The following is an 18,031-nucleotide window of genomic DNA, read 5'->3' as shown; positions in this document are numbered from 1 at the left end:
TCCCAGATTATGAGCCTAGAAAACAATCTTTTCTTCAATCCCTTCACCGATAATCAGTTTTGGCTTATCAATCCTTATCGGTTTCCTCATTATCTCATCTCCAAGTTCAAAGCGATAGAAGTTTCAATATTTTCTTGTTCATAAATCGCAGCTTGAATAAAATTAGTTTCCGGTTTTCTTTCCAGTCGAAAATATCGAAAGTCATAGCTTGCTAAATTCTCAAAGGCTTCGTGAGCATAATCAATACATTCCTGGCTATGAGTTGTGGCAAAAATTTGGGTGTTAAATCTCTCGCTGGCTGCCGCTATTGATTCCCAGATTTTAGCCATTACCGAATAGTGTATGCCATTTTCTATTTCGTCGATTAAAACCGTCCCTCCTGAAGCATTCATGATAGATAAAACCATCGATAATAACCGACTCATACCCTCTCCCATTAACGAAACAGGAATTAAATAATTCCCTCCGATATCACCATTAATCATAGGGACTCCCCCTGTCACCAACACAGATAAGCGTTTTAGTCGTGGTTCTAATATCTTCAGTATTTCGACAATTTCATCCTGCTTATTTTGAGCCTCCAAAAAGCTAAATCTTTCCGCGTCTTCAGTCCGCGAAATTACCAGGCGACTACTAATAAAATAGCTGGGGGGAAAAGTGGGGATTTCTAAGTCTTCCGGTGATTCATCTTGGTTGACTATACCTAAACGTGGCGTATCAGGTTCTTCCTTGTCTGGTGCTAAAAACATGGTAAATTGTAAAGGTTTTTGGTCTCCAATTTTGAACTCTAATTTCAAATCTTTAAGGGTTTTGCGTCGGTGAGAAGTCAAAGTTAGGGGAAATAGTCTGGGACTCGCCGCTTTTTCTAGGCTTAATTTCAGTTCGCTTTTAATGTCTTGTTCATCGATAACTTGGATTTTAATTGCTTTATTGGCTTTTTTTTGGTAGAATAACCATTCACATATTTCTTCTACGTCAAAAGTCCTGGGACTAAAAACTCCCCTATCAAAGTTTAGCTTCAAGGGAATTTCCATAGAACCCAAGCTGGTCATTAAATAAATGGCTTCCAATAAAGCAGTTTTGCCAATATTGTTCATTCCCCCAATTAAGTTGACTCGCTCTATTTGGCTAATAGTCAAGTCTTCAAAACATCTAAAGTTTTTGACTGTGATACTTTTAAACATAATGGAAAACTCATATCTACTTCGATACAATTTCAATTTTTTATGCTGAGAATTATTCGTTAATTGTTAACTCATCTACTCTCACAATTAAATCTTCTCAGTAACTAACAATTCATTGCCTCGGTCATCAATCACCTTAACCGCAATTTCTTTATACTCCCCCGGTTCAAACGGTGCGCTTTTGGTTCCCGCCAAATGTTCCCAAACTTCATCATCATAGGTTCCTTTTAGTGCTTTTTTAATACCCTCCCAAGCACTGGTGCGGGGGAAGAAGGCTTGATTAACGTGGAAACATAGACCATTATAGTCCGTGTCGAGAAACCATGCGGGGACATTTTTTCCGGGTTGTGATTCCACCTCCATTGTCGTCGGGTCGAAAACATCCAAGCCTAGTAACTCTACTTGATATTTTCCATCCTCGGTACTGTGTACTTTAATTTCAGGGAGTCCACAGACACTAAAGATTTGAGAACTTTTCATGTGTTTGAGTAAGTCCCCCATCAATAAATCAGGGGTGGCTTGAATATAAGTAGCCGGAATACTCATGGTGTCTTTGCAGTGTTCCACAAACTGACGCGCGATCGCTGAAATAGCAAAGCCAATCACAAATAAATGAGCATACTTTTTCGAGTGTGCTTCCCGCGCCGCTTCAAATACTGTCCGTTCCGCGATCGCTCCATTTTCTGGCCCAAACAGGAAGGCGATCGCTTTCTCAGTTTCACTGGTTTCCGCAATTTCTAAATCCCTTGCTTGAGTCATCGCTTCTGCTGATAAATTTCGCGATCGCGCCGTTTCCCGAACTTGATAGAGCCTAATCGTGCGATTTTGGGGAAGGTGCAATATCGGAGACTTTCTGAGAATTTCCAGCATTCGCTGTTCATAAGACCTATGATTTTCAATCACCACGGCTTCTGTTTCCGGTTCCTCTTGGTTTTCCATATCCACCGGAGGCGGGATGGTTCCCTCAATGGTAAACGGACTACACACCCGCACAATACTGTTATCTACTTCGGGACGGTCTACTAAAATTTCTTCGGTGGAAGGCTCATCATTAGCGATACTCTTGAGGGTAATATGCGGCACAATTCCCCCCACTTCTTCCCCTTTCTTGTTCTGCTTCCGTTTATACACAAACCCACCACTGGGGGAATTACCGTCTTTTAGTTCATACCAGGGGAAAGTTGCGGTTAATAGTCTCTGTCTCGCTAAGGCTAAGGGAACTCTACTCACATCACAAGTTATCCACCTTCTTCCCCACTGTTCCGCTACATAAGCAGTCGTCCCACTTCCGCAGGTTATGTCGAGGACTAAATCGCCGGGGTCTGTGGTCATTAGGAGACAGCGTTCAACAATTTTAGGATTGGTTTGAACTATATAAATTGGGTTTGCAGCGCCTCCTAATTTATCCCACAGATTACTCATTGAACGATAAGGAAAATCTGATAAATATTTTATAAACCTTATTTCATTCTCCGTAAAAACAACTCGATTAAGTTTGATGACTTTATCTAAAGAGTCTTTTGGTATTCCCCACCATCTTTTACCTGAGTTATATGTTTTTCCATTTACCTCAATATCATATTTACTTCCTGGTCCTGGCTTTGTAAAGGTAACTGACATAAATAGCTTTGTATTTTCAGGCAAAGATAATAGATTATCCTTTGCAGATTTTGGTAAACGCTTTCTGGTACCATCTGGCAATTCAATCATGTCAAATCCTGAAGAAATTGCATCATCACGTTCTTCAAATAACCGATGATATTTGAGGTCATCTTTACGTTTACCATACCAAATTAAATAATCTAATCGCGCACTCAGTCTTGATGTTGATTCAAGACCTCCTCCTGCTTTAGTAATGCTAATAATTGAAACAAAATTCTCCGCCCCAAAAACCTCATCCATAATTTCCCGGACATGATGAACATTCTCATCAGAAATCTGGACAAAAACACTGCCACTCTCAGTTAATAATTCCCGCGCCAATAATAACCTATCTCTTAAATAAGATAAATAGCTATGTAACCCCAATTCCCAAGTATCGCGGTAGGCTTTAACCATCTCCGGTTCGCGGGTGAAGTGTTCATCCTCGTTGTGTTTAACATCCCGTTTTTTCACAAAAGGCTGAAAATTCGAGCCAAACTTCACCCCATAAGGCGGGTCCATATAAATCATCTGTACTTTCCCCGCCATGCCTTCATATTGTACCAGAGAATTCATAGTGATTAAAGAATCCCCCAAAATCATGCGATTAACCCAATTTCCTTGGTATTCGTAAGCCCTCAGAATTTGGTCAGTAATCGACCATTGGGGGTCATTAAATAGGTCGAAAAGATTAAGTTGATTATCCCCCTTTTGATGAGATTTGAGAGTTTCAATAATCGCCCTAGTCGAAAGTCTTTCATGCACAAATAGTGGCAATGTTGGCACTTCCAAACTGCTGCGTTCTGCTTTTCCAGACCAATTAAGGAAAGGTTCCCCCATAGACTTCAACTCAAGCGCGGCGGCTTGTGCTTCTTCCAAACTGGTAGCATTGAGAATTTTAGTAATTAAAGCCTCCGCTTTTTCCCTGGCTGGGTTTTCATCCCAATTTAACTCCGGTGCGAGGGAAGAATCATAGCGATAGGTAACCGGAGGTTTAGGCTTCTGAAATTGTGATTCTGTGCCAATATCCGGTCGTTGGGGATGTTGTTTATTGTGGGTGTAGTCCTGAACTTCTTTCAGCTTTTTGGGAGTGTTTTTTCTAGGCATAATTACTCCAGGGGTCTAGTCTGGTAGATAGCAGTTGAGCGAACCCAATCCTCTCTCAGACAGTATACACTCTCGGCTGACATCATAAATATAAAGATTTTCCCATCATTATTCCCGGTCAAAAACCAGGAATTTTAAGATTAATTTAACAATTGCTGAAACCGACCAATCAAAGCCTGTCAATTGTCAATCCCCAACCCCCAAGAAATCCCCACCACAAAGCGATCGCACCTATTGGGACAGCCATATCATTATGCGATCGCTTCTGAGATTTGACCATGAACCGAAATTAAACTCTGATCAAAAACCACAGAAGTCATTAACTATTATGGCTAACAATTAGACAAGTTTAACCGTCACTTAATAGCTACTTTAGCTTGTCCGATTTCACAAGTCATTCCTTGACGACACCAACCCGCCCCTATTATATCATTGAACATCACATCTACATCAACTACAGAAACTTTAAATTCCGCATTTGGGGGCGCACTGAGGCTAAATCTGCATAGATAAGAATTGGAACAGTTAGGGTTCTTAATACTGTCAGGTGTAGAACCATCAGGAATACAAACAGTTCCCAATCTTTGATTAGACAAACAAATTGCCAAATCCGGGGCTCCATTTAATACATCCCAAGACTCATTGTTATATTTGCTCTGTTCCACTGCAACATCAACGGTTATTATATCAGCATGAGACGGTTCAGGAAAGCCGAATACAATTAAAACTAGCAGGACTAGACATAACACATAACTCCTGAACAAATTACGGAAATCCCAGGGTTGATAAATCCCTTTATTTCCTAGTAATTTGGCTAGTGGCGGCCGATATTTAAGGTTAATTTGATGCAGTGTATACATGGAATTTCACCGATTTATAGTTAGTGTTACTATCATTCTGCCAGCACAACCCGCCACTGACAGCATACCCCCTATTGGAGAGGGTAGCTAATCGCCGAACGGCTGTACAAGACGCGAACCAAATCCTCTGTCAGACAGTATACACTCTCGGCTGACATCATAAATATAAAGATTTTCCCATCATTATTCCCGGTCAAAAACCCAGAATTTTAAGATTAATTTAACAATTGCTGAAACCGACCAATCACAGCCTGTCAATTGTCAATCCCCAACCCCCAAGAAATCCCCACCACAAAGCGATCGCTCCTTTATTCTCCTTCCCCATAGCCGTTTCTCACCCTCTAGTTAGTGGTAGCTTGGCGATTATTTAAAAGGTGCGATCGCTCCTATATGCTACTTGATTAATCATGTAATACATCCCACGCAGTCCCTCTCCCACCTGGGGAGAGGTATTGAGGCTTAGGGTAATATTTTCAGCCAATTCTCAACAACCTGTCATCTCCAATTCCACCTCAATTAATCGCGTTTTTTCGGGTTACTTTTACTCATTTCTTGACTCAAAGATTCTAAACTCAAAAATTCATCATTATCATCGATTTTTGATGATGATTGATTTTCCGCCTGTTCAAAACTGCTCAAGATATCATCAAGAGTTACATCAGAATCACCCCATTCCGTCAAAGGATTATCTGATACAGTTGCCGATTTTTCGGGTTTACCCGCCGAATTAGAAGCAGCAGAACGCGATGTTTTAACACTCGAATTTAGCTCGCCAAACAAGTTATCAAAAGTAATCATTTCCTCCTCAGAAGGCATAGAAATCGGTTGATAATCCTCCCCGGAATCTTCAGCTAAGATATCTTCAGCTAAGATATCTTCAATCTCATTAGATTCCGGGCTCTCTAACCTAGCCAATTCTGCCTCTAATTGTTCCAGGGTACTCTTATCAACTAACAGCCGAGAATCCATCGATTCATCATCATCGCTACCATCATCAACACCCGGAAGCAAATTCTCATCAGGAGAAGCATAGATAAACTGTTCATCCTCCTTTAAATTGGGTTCTTCAAAGATATTACTAAAATCTTCAAAAGTATCCTGACTAGCAGATGGAGAAGCCTTTTGATTGGGCGTGTCTCTATTCATCTCTACTGGCTGATTTTGATTGATATTTTCGCTCAAAATATCGTCATCCTCCCAGAGAAGTTCCTGAGCATCATCTGGCTGTAAACTTCCGTATAAATCTAATTCTTCCGACACAGAGAAGCCATCAAACGGGTCTGACTGGCTACCATTTCCACCCCCCGCAGAAGATACATTTCTCCGAGTTTCTCTCGCCACTGGTAGCTCTTCCTCTGGGGTATCCTTAAACAAATCTTGAGTATCCAACCTCAGATCTTCCTCATCAGGTTCTGATTCTGATAAATCTGTAGATGTCTCTGTAGATGTCTCTGAGGTATCCCCAAATAAATCCTCAGCATCCCAACCCCCATCATCTACCGATTCAGGAGAGATATCAGCAGCAGTTTCCGCCACTATATCATCACTATCATCAGCCTCATCATCACCGAATAAATCAGCACCCCAATTCCCCTCATCTACGGGTTCAGGGGGGATATCAGCAGCAGTTTCCGCGACTATATCCTCTTTTGGTTCCGGTCGTGGTTTTGATTCGATGGGAGTTTCGGAAACTCTAGTGGGTAAGGGAAGTTCCACCCCCGCAAAAGGAAAGAAATCATCGTGATCGGGAACAGAAGATATCTCTGGAGACGGTTGAGTTTCGGGAGTCATAACCACCCCCTGCTGACCGATCGCATTAGGTTTAAGCGGGGGAGTACCCTGTCTAGGTTGTAGGTCAAGCAGTTGTATAGAAGATTGAAGTTCAGAGGTTGTAGCCTGACTCAACTGCTGGGTGAGATAATTAATCCAAGCCGAAAGAATCACCTCTCCCTGTTGTCCCAAACCGTGCATTTTCTCAATATTTTGGGACAGAGATTCCTGATAAGTTTGTAAATTGCTTTGTAGGGCTTCAAAAATGACACTTAAACTAGAATCAAGGGTCATCAGCATCTGATCAGACTGAGCCTGTAGAGTCCGCATTTGTTCCAGTCGTTGGGCTGGAGTGAGTCGGGGTAACATCTTAGAAGTTTCCAACTCCTCCGCATAGTCCCCACCAGCATCAGAAAAAACCCGAACATCGCGGCTACTGTTTGCGCCTTCACCTCCCCGACGACCCAAAGCCGTAGTGGACTCACTGGGGGTAGTCTGAACAGTATCCCCCAACAGCAGGGCGTTAATAACCTGTTCCTCCAGGTTACTGAGGGTTTCGCTAACACTCTCAGTGAGACTTTCCTGAAGACGATTCATCAATTCTTGCAGAAACTCTGTAATAATTTGCTGCTGGTCGTGGGATTGGTCAACGGAGAGCAGATTTTCCTGTCGCCGCAGTTCTAAAGCTCTGATATCCTGTAATAGCAGTTGTCGCTCATGGCGTAACTCTTCTACCTCAGACTTTAGCAAAGCCGAAAGTCGCGATCGCAAATAACCCATTTCTTCCCGCAAGGCTTGCCAAAAATTCTGCTGTTGGGACTCCGAAAGAGATGATGGGTCAGCGGAACCTGTAGATCTCAGGGACAATGAAGAGTCATCAATATCTTGTTGAAGAGATACGAGATAATTCCGAACACGCTGCAACACTTGACGGGCGCGGGTCACGGTTTCCCCAAAAGCCACCCAAGGTAGCCTGGGGCTGGGTTGACTCAGTACCTCGTCAATTTCAGCAATAAGAGTCTGAATTTGATCCTGATGAGAAGTCAAGGGAGGGACCTCAATTTACTAGCGTTTGACGAGAAAATTTAACCGGGATATCAATATAGTTTGAGTTTCAATAGTCCAGATTTAACCTTTAAAATAGTGTTCAGTGGAGTAAGGGTAGCTATATGCTTGGCCAAAAGTTGGGGTGACTACCCCCAGCTCGCATCTGTGAGTTAACATCCAATTTAGGTTAATTTTGCTAGGATACAGTGATTTTGACTCTATATCCCTTTAAAATGATAACCTGCCTGTGCCAATCTAGTTCTCAACTCATCCCTGGTTAGTCTACTGTGTAGACTGATGCCCTCAATTATAATCAAAGCCAATCTCGGATGAGATCCGTAGTCAAACCTTAGCTATTGTAGTTAAGTACAACGAAACTCCACAATAATAGTGGTATCGTTTGACTAAAGTTGGCTCTGTGAATGGTGACAGTCAATTGTCTATTGGACAACTCCTGCTAACTAGCCACGGATAAGCGCTAATTTCAAACATCATAGCCCAATGGAAGATCGGTACTTCTCCCGCGAGTCACAATCAGATATCACCCGGATGATTCTCTCGACTGCCTTTTTTGAGGGTTTACCCGACGAGGTAGCCGAAAGAGCCACCTCTCATGTGGTGGGTCGAAGCCACCCCCCCAATCAAGTGATTTTGCTGGAGAATGATTGGGGTAGCTCAGTATATTTTATCTTAGATGGTTGGGTCAAAATTAGGACCTACAACCTTGATGGTAAGGAAGTTACACTCAATATTTTGGGGAAAGGTGAATTATTTGGAGAAATGGCAGCCCTTGATGAGGTCCCCCGATCCACAGATGTAATTACCCTCGCCCCAACCATGATTGGCAATATGCCAGCTCAGGATTTTGTCCAACTGATTAACACGGAACCATTGGCAGGTATTAGGTTGGCTCAGTTAATGGGCCGCCGTCTGCGTCAAGTTAATCGGCGGTTACGGTTGCGTGAGTCAGATAGTGCTTCACGAGTGGCAGATATTTTGTTGTTTTTGGCAGAGGGACAAGGTAAAACCACAGAATCAGGAACGACAATTCCTAATTTACCCCACCGAGAACTCAGCAGTTTGAGCGGACTAGCTCGCGAAACTGTGACTAGGGTACTCAGTAAACTGGAGAAAAAGGGATTAATTCATCGCGATCGCGATCTTCTCAGCATTCCCGATGTTCATGCCCTAGAGAGGATGTTGGTTTAACATGGGTTAGCGGTCTTGGTGCTACCATGGCCTCGCCTAACCTCGTTCCTGACCTAAGATAGCATGAGTGATTTTTCTAACCATAGCCCCCAACCATCTCCTAAACCATCGGACAGTTTCCCTTCTGTCTCCCCCCTCGTCATGGTGGAAACTGCCTTTCTGGCATCCACGGCTAGTTTGATTTGGTTTATCAACTACTACTTTCCTCTCGGTCCTCTGTTGCGAGTCTTTTTTCCCCTACCTATTGCTTTGCTGTATTTGCGCTGGGATCGACGGGCGGCGATTATGGGTGCTGTAACCTCTGGGTTACTTTTGACAGTTTTAATGGGTCCTACACGCAGCATTCTCTATGTGATCCCCTATGGTTGGATGGCTGTGGTTTTGGGCGGCTTGTGGAAACGAGGAGCCAAATGGCCGGTTACTGTGGCGATCGCCTCCTTAATTGGCGCTATTGGCTTCTTTTTCCGTTACTGGCTGCTGTCAATTCTCTTGGGTCGGGATTTGTGGGTTTATGCGACTACCCAAATTGCACAACTGCTAGAGTCTATCTTTATTCGTTTGGGGATACTTGCACCCCCAAGTTTACTATTTATTCAGATTGTGGCTGTATTGATGGTTTTGGCTAATAATATCGTTTATCTGTTTTTGGTGCATTTGGTGTCTCTGTTGATGCTCGATCGCCTTAAAAGTCCTATTCCCCGCCCCCCCCGTTGGGTACAGATTTTGCTCGACTATGAGGAATAATGGCAGTCCGAATTTATACACAGCCCCGTAATGGTCAGGCTTGGTTAAGCCAATATCGACACCAAAAGCCCATTTTTGCCTGTGTTTTGGGATTTACGGAAACGGGTTTAATTCCCGGAATTTCCGCCGCTGGCGCTACACCTGCCGATCGCCGCCGCACTTATCTCGCAGACGCTGAATTTCTGGTCACAGGTCCTGTGCCATCTCCCCGTTATCCTTTACCGCCTTTGGTGGCTGGTGCTTCCCCCGTCCTGATTTCGCGGGCTGTAGTGGCGGCGCTGAATATCCCGATTAACTTATTTAATGCTGGGGTTCCGGTAATTCCTTGTGTACCAACTATCGACCTGGGAGGAGTCCCGGCTAAGTGTCTCAGTTCCGGCGCTGCTTTGAACTCTACCATAGTTCAACATCTATTTGAGTCGGGGTTGGCTTGGGGCGATCGCATTGCTGCTATGGCTCATGATAGTTATGTGATCATCGGAGAATGTGTCGTCGGGGGAACTACCACCGCCCTGGCTGTGTTGATGGGTTTGGGAATTCCCGCCGCCGGAAAAGTTAACAGTAGCCACCCCCAGTGTAACCATGACCAAAAATTAGCCATAGTTACCGCCGGACTCCGGGCGGCTCAAATTACCCCAGGTCAAGTCGATCCCCTGACACTGGTTGCTGCTGTTGGCGACCCTATGCAAATTGCGGTTGCTGCTATGACTATTGCTGCTAGTCGCCGGGTAGGGGTTCTTTTGGCGGGGGGAACCCAAATGCTGGCTGTTTATGCTTTGGCTGAGGCGATCGCTTCTGCTAAAAATCTTTCCTGGTGTCCGGGACGGGTCGCTGTTGGTACTACTCGCTGGGTTGCAGAAGATACCACAGGGGATACTGTCGGACTCGCTAAGGCGATCGGTCCGGTTCCCCTATTGGCAACCCAACTTGATTTTACCCATTCCCATTACCCCCAACTACAAGCATTTGAGCAAGGATATGTTAAAGAGGGTGTCGGAGCCGGAGGATGTGCGATCGCTTCCTATCTGTGCAGTCAGTGGACATTAAGCCAGTTACTGACACAAATTGAACAGCTTGCTGGCCATCTGTGACCCCTCTCCCTTCAAGCGCGCACCCGCTTAGACAATAACTGTTCTTCTAGGGCTGCAATACGATTGTAAGCAGCAGTAAGCTGGGCTGTCAAACGCTGGATCTGAACATCTGCACTAAACATGGTTTCTTGGCTTACCATAGTGCTGCTATTTATATAGTGATCATCACTTAAAATATCTTTGTGTGTACCCTGGCGTTCCTCAAATCTTACAGTCATTGCTGGAGAAGGAACTGGGTATAATCCACTATTGTATTTGCGATCGTGCAGCTCCGATTCTTCCATCACCCCACTGCTATCTGTCAGTCCTTCCTCAGCAGTCCGAGTCAATGAAAACATTTCCGAAAAACCATGATCATCCCTAGGAATATTTCGGCGTAGCTGCATGACTACCTCATACAGCGCATCCACTTTATTTGTTAAGGTCATGACTTGTTCTGTCAACATATCCATAGACACTCCATGCTAGGTGATTAATAATCTTTGCCCCCATCCTAAAACAAGATTCCGCTAACCCCTGATTACTTCCGATTTATTTAACCTTTTAACTTCCCATTGAAGTTTACCCAATTCCTGGGGCGATATACTGATACATTTACGCGACATTTTTCCGGTTGTTCCCGGACAATGCGACGATAGCACTATTACCCGTTAAGGTAACAGAGGCGGTATCCCGCAAAGCTTTTAGAAAGATTCCAAAAGCACCGTTCCAGTCCCGTGGTAGAGTGAACCCACACTCCGGACATCGGAACACTTTTGAGCCACCTAGCTGGGAATGCACATGACCACAGTGAGTACAGGTTTTGCTGGTGTATTCTTCCGTCACATCTACAACTGTGGTTCCAGTTATCTCGGCTTGATGTCTCAGGGTTAGTTTGAATCGATAATGCGCCCATGTCAGCATGGCGCGGGCAGTCTTAGACCTGATTAGACGCTTCACCTTGGCAACCATATCGGAAGTCTCGAAGGTGGGCAAAAAAATTAGGCTGTAGTTGTGAGTCAAGTAGTGAGCAATTTGTTTGTGGGCCTCATCCACTAAATTCCGGATTTTAGTTCTCATTCGTTGAGCCGCTTGCCTCATCCGTCGCCTTCTTGAACGACAGGGTTCCTTGGCGATTCGGCTCATCAAATCATCCAAATGTTGACATAGCCTAGTAATGCGTCCAATATCCCCGGAGCCCAATTCCAGAAACCGAGAGCCATCAAACCCAGTTATGAAAGTTCGGACACCCGGGTCTAATGCAATCACGCCAGTAGCGTCAGTTGTGGTAACGGCAACTGGTTCAGGGAAAATCGCAAACCATCGACCTTTGGTAAACACCAACTGAGTCCCTTGCCCGCAAGTTTTAGGGATGGGTTCGGAAACCATGAAAGTTAATCCTTTCGTTAGTCTTGGATACCAACTCCCTGAAGAGAAATTAGTATTATTGAACTTCATCCCTTGAGAGCTGTCACGACAACTTCTAAACCTTGCATCAGGACTGGCGCTCAAAGCCTGATAGGCATCAAAGATGGCATTTTGCCGAATGTGGCAGGGTGTTTCTTTGACCCATTCGGGTAAGTCACTCTGCATCACTTGATTGCGTAACTTTAACTTGCTTAGTCGTTTACCACTCCTAGATAATGCAATTGCTTGGTTGTAGCAATACCGACAAGCAGCCAGCCATTGGCGCCAGACTTGATTTAGCTCCGGGCTGGGGTAAATCCGGATCTTCTTTGACCTGAGTTTTGTATTTACTCCGTCCGTATAATCGGGAACTGAAGCAGTGGAGGATGGCGAGGATGTCCTCAACCATTTCTGGTTCTGGACTGAGACTTGTCTGGTTGAGAACCATGAGTGAACACCTGTTTTGCTCACAGAGCCATCGAAACAAGTCAAATCCCCATATTGCCAATCAGTCTTTGTGGGCAACGACAACCATGCCGACATCTCCTGACAAATGATGTCCCAGTAAGGCCAGCATTTTCTTTCCCTTGAAGTCGAGCCCGCCTCCGATTTCTGAGACGACTTCTGCTTCGGGGTAGAGGTTGGACAATGCGGCCACCTGTCGGTTGAGGTCGGACTGCTGGGCGCGGCTACTAACTCTGGCATAGATAACGACTTTGCGTTTGTCACTGCCTGATTTGGCAGTATATGACTCAACGTTATATCGTCGTTGCCCAGCGGGGGTTCTGATGGTCTCGATTGAGCCATTGTCGTCCCATCTGCGGAGTGTTCTTTCATGGACTCCAAGGATTTGGGCGGCTTCCTTGGGTTTGACATATTTGGCAATAGGTTTATCCTCAACTCTTCTCGCTTATTATACCGTATTGCCCTAAAATATTAACCTAATTTGAGATTAAATCATGCTCCTATACCAGAGTCAATCTCTGGCAGTTCAAACCTTAATATAACTTAAAGAATTATCCCATATATATTCATAATCATGGGCGAGACTATTTCCCACTAATTTGCATAAGTATATTTACGGTTGAAGGCTGCCATCACTCCACCAATTCCCAGCCCAGAGGGCTTGACTAAATATTTGACCAGAATTAAATCCGATAATTAAAGCAAGTGTTGTGTCTGATGTTACCAAATTTTCTCTGATGAGATTTAAGCCAGTAATGACAGTACAATGGTTCTAAACAACAAAGTGGCAACCCATCGCGATCACCCCCGTACAGGTGAGGGTCAAGAATCGGGGAACGCCACCCCACCTTATAAATATGTCACTGAACCGACGATCTTTCCTGTGGGGAACAAGTCTATTAGCACTGGCGGAATTAATCGGGGGATGTGATACCCCCACAGATTTTCGGGTCCAGTTGCTAAATGGTTCTGTTCCCGTTCAACTGGTAAACCGCTTTCGCCGCCAACAACCGCAGCGGCCTGGGTTAAGTTTTGTACCCAAGTTTAATCTCGAAGACCTCTACCAGCAATTACAAGCGGAAGCCACTAGCAACCCCGCTGATTTAGTCATGATTGGCGACTATTGGCTATCAGCAGCCATTAGAGAGGAATTAATCGAACCCCTCAACCCAGAGGATTTATCCCAGTGGCAGCAATTACCCGAAAACTGGCAAAACCTAGTTAGACGTAACCCAAATGGAGAATTGAGCAACTCCCCAGAAGGTCAAATTTGGGGCGCTCCCTATCGCTGGGGGACAACAGCGATCGCTTATCGGGTTGATAGATTTGAGAAATTAGGCTGGACTCCAACCGACTGGCAAGACCTATGGCGGTCTGAGTGCCAGGGTCGTATCTCCCTATTAGATCAAGCGCGAGAGGTGATTGGTTTAACCCTGAAAAAATTGGGCTACTCCTACAACACCCCTGATCTGGATCTAGTTCCCGACTTGAAAGCGGAATTGGAACAACTACACCAAAATGTCCGCCTCTATGATTCTAATAACTATCTCAAACCCCTAATTTTGGGTGATACTTGGCTGGCTGTCGGTTGGTCGGGAGATATTTCTCCCCAAGTGCAACGACAACATAATATAGCGATCGCTATCCCTAAATCTGGTACTGCTTTATGGTCTGATGTGTGGGTCAAACCGATCGCCACCAGTGCCACGAATAACCCCCTAGTTCAAGCCTGGATTGATTTTTGTTGGCAACCTGAAATAGCTACCCAAATGTCATTATTGACTGGCGCAACCTCTCCCATAGTTTGGGGAATGTCGCGAGCCGATTTACCCAAGGATTTACGGGAAAATCCGCAACTGTTACCGGATACCGATATTTTAGAACGCAGTGAATTTTTGCTGCCCCTAACTGTTGCCAGTATGCAACAATATCAGCGCCTCTGGCAGCAGATCCGTTCCGTAGTGCGATCGTAGCGCCTTCCCCGGCTACAAAGCTAGTAAGACACTGATGATGATAATAATCACAATAGCCAGCCCTAGGGGGTTTCTTCGTACCCATTCACCCACAGAGTGTGGAAATCTCCCCTGGTGGTTGACAAACGGCTGAGGCACAATTGGTTTACTCCGGTCTTGATAGAGAGTGCATTCCCTGGCATAAGGACGTTTGGGAAAGTTGCAGGTGTCGTCTTCATGATAAAGACAACTCTGGCACAGAAACTCCCCTTGATCAGCGCGGTGTAACGGAATACCCGGATGACCAAAAGCCTTGAGTTCATATTTGCAGTAGGGACAGGCGATCGCCTGAGAATCAACGGGTTGACGACAACGGGGACATTCTGGCATAGGAAAATCAATAGCGATCGACAGTAGGGGGCTTCCAACAAAAAAAGTGAAAAGTGATACAGTTTGTTTGACCGTAAATCTAGCTTAAATTGTACTAGATACTTAAAAACCTATGGATGACAACAATTTACTCAAACAGCTTTTGATGATCGGCATTGGTACCACCTCCCTGGTAGCCGAGAAATTGCAGGAGGTTACAGATCAGTGGGTCAAAGAGGGAACCCTTAACCCAGATGATGCTAAACGCTTTATTGATGAGATGACCCAGCGCCTGAAAATGGATCAACAAAGCCTGGAAGAGTTGATGCAGCGCCAGATTAAAAATATGATGCAGGATATCGGTGTTCCCCGCCAGGCAGAACTTGATGAGTTGCGGGGACGCTTAGACCGTTTAGAACGTCAGATCCGAGATTTGGAAAATCGCCACTGGCGCTAAGGACCATAACCTGTCAAACTGGAATAGTTACCACCAGTTTTTCTGTCAAATTTCAGGTGTACTCAATGGGGTCATGTTCATCAAAACCTAGGAAGCCAGAACCCTTGGCTATGTCCCCATGGCGGAATGACTCCCCTTGATGTATCTGAATCAACAGTTAGCCGGTTCTTGGTAAAATGATTTTCCCTAACTTAACTGAGGAGGACGATAAAAGGTGCGAGAAATTTTGATCAGCTTTGGGGTAATTGTGGCCTGTTCCCTGGTTCTCATTGTTGCTCAAATTACCTATTCTGGAAAAGAAGCTAATGCTTCCAATATGGGAACCCAGGTCAGACCTGAAACCGAAATCAAGGTTCAGGAAAGGAAGGTTTCTACCAATTCCTTGCTGTCAGGAGGTATAGCAGCACCGACAGCTAATTTCACCATTGCTCAAAATATGACAAATACAGAAGAAAACCTAGTTACAACAGATTCCGGTCTCCAGTATGTGGATTTACAGGAGGGAACTGGTGCTAGTCCCCAAGCGGGTCAGACAGTTACGGTTCACTATACCGGAACTCTGGAAGATGGCACTAAGTTCGACAGTTCCCGCGATCGCAATCGGCCTTTTTCCTTTACAATTGGGGTTGGTCAAGTCATTAAAGGCTGGGATGAGGGAGTCGCCTCTATGCAAGTAGGGGGACGCAGAAAACTGATTATTCCTGCTGACTTGGGATATGGCGCTCGCGGTGCGGGTGGCGTGATTCCTCCGAATGCTACCTTAATTTTTGATGTGGAATTATTGAAAATTTCCTGATAGCAACTCACAGCTAAACTAGGGCAAAATTGACTCAACACCCAGATCTCATCCGGTTAACGGTGGTTAGATTTGCCCTGGTTTTCCCTAGCCCAGCACTTGACAAAACCATTTATTAATGGTAGGGATTTAAAAATTTGTGATCAATCCCCTTTCCCAACCCTAGGCTTGGTATAACCCTGGTGCTTCCAAGGTACAATCGCTGTTTGATTAATTAACAGATCTGTCGCTGCTGTCAATATCCTAAACTTGGCATCTAGGCAGGACTTATTTTAACTTAGGAGTCGAGGAACAGATTGCTTGTGGAAAAAATTCGGATCGCAATTGTTGGTATTGGTAACTGTGCGAGTTCTTTAATCCAAGGGATTGAATATTATCGCGACAAAAATCCCCAGGATGCCATTGGGCTTATGCACTGGGAAATCGGCGGCTACAAACCCTCTGATATGGAGGTGGTCGCCGCCTTTGATATCGATCGCAGAAAAGTTGGCTTAGATGTAGCAGAGGCAATTTTTGCCCCTCCTAACTGCACCACAGTTTTCTGTTCTCATGTTCCCTCAACTGGGGTTAATGTGTCAATGGGTCGCATTCTCGATGGTGTAGCAGAACACATGGTTGATGTAGATGAACGCTACAGCTTTCAACCCAGCGCGCGACCTGAACCCTCGAAAGCAGAAGTAGTCAAAATTTTACAAGACTCCCGCGCAGAAATTCTAGTTAATTATCTGCCTGTTGGTTCCCAGGAAGCTACCGAATTTTATGCCGAATGTGCCTTAGATGCTGGGGTCGGTTTCGTCAACTGTATCCCCGTATTTATCGCCAGTAATCCCCTCTGGGAGGAGAAATTTAGACTTAATAAGGTTCCTATTATCGGCGATGATATTAAATCCCAATTAGGCGCAACTATTACTCACCGCGCCTTAGCTAATCAATTTCAAAAGCGAGGAGTCAAAATCGATCGCACTTACCAAATTAACACGGGCGGAAATACGGACTTTCTGAATATGTTAGACCGTCGCCGCCTCGACTCGAAAAAAGAGTCCAAAACTGAGGCAGTTCAGAGCGTGGTGCGAGAACGTCTAGCCCACGAAAATATCCACGTCGGACCTAGCGATTATGTTCCTTGGCAAAAGGATAATAAAGTCTGCTTTATCCGCATGGAAGGACGACTATTTGGAGATGTTCCCATGAACATCGAATTGCGCCTGTCTGTGGAAGATTCTCCTAACTCAGCCGGAGTAGTTATCGATGCTATCCGCTGCTGTAAATTAGGACTAGACAGGGGACTTGGCGGCGTGTTGGACTCTCCCTCAGCCTTTTTTATGAAGCATCCGCCAAAACAGTTCGTTGATGATGAGGCATACGAAATGACGGAACGATTTATCGCCAACCCATCCTAAAAATGGCGATCGCGTAACTCAACTCTGGGACACCCGTTAACCTGCGGGTTCCTAGGGCTTCTAGTTATGCTTATGTTCTAGTTCAGCTTGGCGCAAGGCTTCCAAAACAGACCCGGCGACAAATCCCATCATGGCTCCCCCTACAGTATATGCTTGGGGATGCCGGGACTGGCTGTAGCCAACATCATTATGAACAGAAACCACGCCACAGCATTGATAGGGTTTTGCTGCTATATGAGACATAGCCAAACCAAACACAGACCCTATACCAGCCATGACAATTCCCGAAAAAATCACTAGCCTTATATTCATGGAAACTCCTGGGTCGGAAACCCCGTCCTTCCAGGACGGCTTTACAAACCGGCTATCTTCAGGCTAACAGAGAATCATCCTATATAGGCGAAAAATTAACGAAAATTAACGATACTTCCCCAATTGTGGCAGGCTAGTTAGGGTTACCTATCGATCAAATTGCCTAGAGAAAGATAAAGGAAGCAATCAGCATGAAAAGTGTACCAAAGAAGAGTATATGATTAATCCAATCATCGGATGA

The 18,031-nt window shown here is 44.9% G+C and carries 16 protein-coding genes and 1 pseudogene; 8 read left to right on the top strand and 9 right to left on the bottom strand.

The window, feature by feature from the left end; genetic code table 11:
* Window positions 1-89 precede the first annotated feature (89 nt).
* The 3 genes from HFV01_RS18850 to HFV01_RS18840 all read right to left on the bottom strand — a co-directional run bounded on the left by HFV01_RS18850 (window position 90) and on the right by HFV01_RS18840 (window position 4,792).
* Window positions 90-1,184 carry an AAA family ATPase gene (locus HFV01_RS18850; RefSeq protein WP_046320417.1) on the bottom strand — a complete coding sequence of 365 codons (1,095 nt, stop codon included), beginning with the start codon at window positions 1,182-1,184 and terminating at the stop codon, window positions 90-92.
* Between the two features lie 87 nt (window positions 1,185-1,271).
* Entirely contained in the window at window positions 1,272-3,932 is a 2,661-nt protein-coding gene (locus HFV01_RS18845; protein WP_193520288.1) for a site-specific DNA-methyltransferase, read from the bottom strand.
* 356 nt (window positions 3,933-4,288) lie between these two features.
* Window positions 4,289-4,792: a hypothetical protein gene (locus HFV01_RS18840; protein WP_006620750.1), complete on the bottom strand. Its 504-nt coding sequence runs from the start codon at window positions 4,790-4,792 to the stop codon at window positions 4,289-4,291.
* Window positions 4,793-5,019: 227 nt separating this feature from the next.
* Between HFV01_RS18840 and HFV01_RS18835 the strand changes: the two genes are divergently transcribed.
* The gene (locus HFV01_RS18835) at window positions 5,020-5,163 is read left to right on the top strand and encodes a hypothetical protein (RefSeq protein ID WP_193520287.1); all 144 of its coding nucleotides are present in this window, start codon (window positions 5,020-5,022) and stop codon (window positions 5,161-5,163) included.
* Between the two features lie 145 nt (window positions 5,164-5,308).
* Here HFV01_RS18835 and HFV01_RS18830 read toward each other — a convergent pair whose 3' ends face one another.
* Window positions 5,309-7,609, bottom strand: coding sequence for a hypothetical protein (locus HFV01_RS18830; RefSeq protein ID WP_193520286.1), 2,301 nt, complete (start codon window positions 7,607-7,609; stop codon window positions 5,309-5,311).
* Window positions 7,610-8,110: 501 nt separating this feature from the next.
* On the opposite strand from HFV01_RS18830, the gene HFV01_RS18825 reads away from it, so the two are divergent.
* The 3 genes from HFV01_RS18825 to cobT all read left to right on the top strand — a co-directional run bounded on the left by HFV01_RS18825 (window position 8,111) and on the right by cobT (window position 10,653).
* Window positions 8,111-8,818 carry a Crp/Fnr family transcriptional regulator gene (locus HFV01_RS18825; protein WP_006620746.1) on the top strand — a complete coding sequence of 236 codons (708 nt, stop codon included), beginning with the start codon at window positions 8,111-8,113 and terminating at the stop codon, window positions 8,816-8,818.
* A 63-nt stretch (window positions 8,819-8,881) separates the two neighbouring features.
* Window positions 8,882-9,562: a DUF2232 domain-containing protein gene (locus tag HFV01_RS18820; protein WP_006668027.1), complete on the top strand. Its 681-nt coding sequence runs from the start codon at window positions 8,882-8,884 to the stop codon at window positions 9,560-9,562.
* Window positions 9,562-10,653 (top strand): nicotinate mononucleotide-dependent phosphoribosyltransferase CobT, encoded by a 1,092-nt coding sequence (cobT, locus tag HFV01_RS18815; protein WP_006620744.1) that lies wholly within the window; start codon window positions 9,562-9,564, stop codon window positions 10,651-10,653. Before HFV01_RS18820 ends, cobT begins: the two co-directional genes overlap by 1 nt.
* Before the next feature lie 11 nt (window positions 10,654-10,664).
* On the opposite strand, the gene HFV01_RS18810 is transcribed toward cobT, so the two are convergent.
* From HFV01_RS18810 to HFV01_RS18800, 3 genes and pseudogenes are all read right to left on the bottom strand, one after another.
* Entirely contained in the window at window positions 10,665-11,099 is a 435-nt protein-coding gene (locus HFV01_RS18810) for a hypothetical protein (RefSeq protein WP_235677559.1), read from the bottom strand.
* Between the two features lie 148 nt (window positions 11,100-11,247).
* Window positions 11,248-12,357: an RNA-guided endonuclease InsQ/TnpB family protein gene (locus HFV01_RS18805; RefSeq protein WP_235720134.1), complete on the bottom strand. Its 1,110-nt coding sequence runs from the start codon at window positions 12,355-12,357 to the stop codon at window positions 11,248-11,250.
* Window positions 12,269-12,925: pseudogene (locus HFV01_RS18800) on the bottom strand (IS607 family transposase). The gene HFV01_RS18805 and the pseudogene HFV01_RS18800 overlap by 89 nt, the downstream one beginning before the upstream one ends.
* 436 nt (window positions 12,926-13,361) lie before the next feature.
* Here HFV01_RS18800 and HFV01_RS18795 point away from each other — a divergent pair.
* A complete protein-coding gene (locus HFV01_RS18795) occupies window positions 13,362-14,477 on the top strand; it encodes an extracellular solute-binding protein (protein WP_193520285.1) in 1,116 nt (371 codons plus the stop codon).
* Between the two features lie 12 nt (window positions 14,478-14,489).
* Here HFV01_RS18795 and HFV01_RS18790 read toward each other — a convergent pair whose 3' ends face one another.
* Complete coding sequence (locus tag HFV01_RS18790; protein WP_006620740.1) at window positions 14,490-14,846, bottom strand: zinc ribbon domain-containing protein; 357 nt, start codon at window positions 14,844-14,846, stop codon at window positions 14,490-14,492.
* 112 nt (window positions 14,847-14,958) lie between these two features.
* Here HFV01_RS18790 and HFV01_RS18785 point away from each other — a divergent pair, with 112 nt between their 5' ends.
* From HFV01_RS18785 to HFV01_RS18775, 3 genes are all read left to right on the top strand, one after another.
* Entirely contained in the window at window positions 14,959-15,282 is a 324-nt protein-coding gene (locus HFV01_RS18785; RefSeq protein ID WP_006620739.1) for a phasin family protein, read from the top strand.
* Window positions 15,283-15,496: 214 nt separating this feature from the next.
* On the top strand, window positions 15,497-16,078 hold the full coding sequence (locus tag HFV01_RS18780) for an FKBP-type peptidyl-prolyl cis-trans isomerase (RefSeq protein ID WP_006620737.1): 582 nt from the start codon (window positions 15,497-15,499) through the stop codon (window positions 16,076-16,078).
* Between the two features lie 302 nt (window positions 16,079-16,380).
* A complete protein-coding gene (locus tag HFV01_RS18775; RefSeq protein WP_006620736.1) occupies window positions 16,381-17,478 on the top strand; it encodes an inositol-3-phosphate synthase in 1,098 nt (365 codons plus the stop codon).
* A gap of 60 nt (window positions 17,479-17,538) precedes the next feature.
* On the opposite strand, the gene HFV01_RS18770 is transcribed toward HFV01_RS18775, so the two are convergent.
* The gene (locus HFV01_RS18770; RefSeq protein WP_006668022.1) at window positions 17,539-17,790 is read right to left on the bottom strand and encodes a hypothetical protein; all 252 of its coding nucleotides are present in this window, start codon (window positions 17,788-17,790) and stop codon (window positions 17,539-17,541) included.
* Window positions 17,791-18,031 lie beyond the last annotated feature (241 nt).

The organism is Limnospira fusiformis SAG 85.79 (assembly GCF_012516315.1).
GTDB classification, from domain to species: Bacteria; Cyanobacteriota; Cyanobacteriia; order Cyanobacteriales; family Microcoleaceae; genus Limnospira; species Limnospira fusiformis.
The sequence above is the reverse complement of the archived record's forward strand: the minus strand, read 5'-3'. Positions and strand labels throughout refer to the sequence as shown.

What these genes read in the sequence shown, in the direction of transcription:
- HFV01_RS18850 (WP_046320417.1), bottom strand. Translation starts at nt 1,184, where the DNA reads ATGTTTAAAAGTATCACAGTCAAAAACTTTAGATGTTTTGAAGACTTG.
- HFV01_RS18845 (WP_193520288.1), bottom strand. Translation starts at nt 3,932, where the DNA reads ATGCCTAGAAAAAACACTCCCAAAAAGCTGAAAGAAGTTCAGGACTAC.
- HFV01_RS18840 (WP_006620750.1), bottom strand. Translation starts at nt 4,792, where the DNA reads ATGTATACACTGCATCAAATTAACCTTAAATATCGGCCGCCACTAGCC.
- HFV01_RS18825 (WP_006620746.1), top strand. Translation starts at nt 8,111, where the DNA reads ATGGAAGATCGGTACTTCTCCCGCGAGTCACAATCAGATATCACCCGG.
- HFV01_RS18820 (WP_006668027.1), top strand. Translation starts at nt 8,882, where the DNA reads ATGAGTGATTTTTCTAACCATAGCCCCCAACCATCTCCTAAACCATCG.
- cobT (WP_006620744.1), top strand. Translation starts at nt 9,562, where the DNA reads ATGGCAGTCCGAATTTATACACAGCCCCGTAATGGTCAGGCTTGGTTA.
- HFV01_RS18810 (WP_235677559.1), bottom strand. Translation starts at nt 11,099, where the DNA reads ATGTTGACAGAACAAGTCATGACCTTAACAAATAAAGTGGATGCGCTG.
- HFV01_RS18795 (WP_193520285.1), top strand. Translation starts at nt 13,362, where the DNA reads ATGTCACTGAACCGACGATCTTTCCTGTGGGGAACAAGTCTATTAGCA.
- HFV01_RS18790 (WP_006620740.1), bottom strand. Translation starts at nt 14,846, where the DNA reads ATGCCAGAATGTCCCCGTTGTCGTCAACCCGTTGATTCTCAGGCGATC.
- HFV01_RS18785 (WP_006620739.1), top strand. Translation starts at nt 14,959, where the DNA reads ATGGATGACAACAATTTACTCAAACAGCTTTTGATGATCGGCATTGGT.
- HFV01_RS18770 (WP_006668022.1), bottom strand. Translation starts at nt 17,790, where the DNA reads ATGAATATAAGGCTAGTGATTTTTTCGGGAATTGTCATGGCTGGTATA.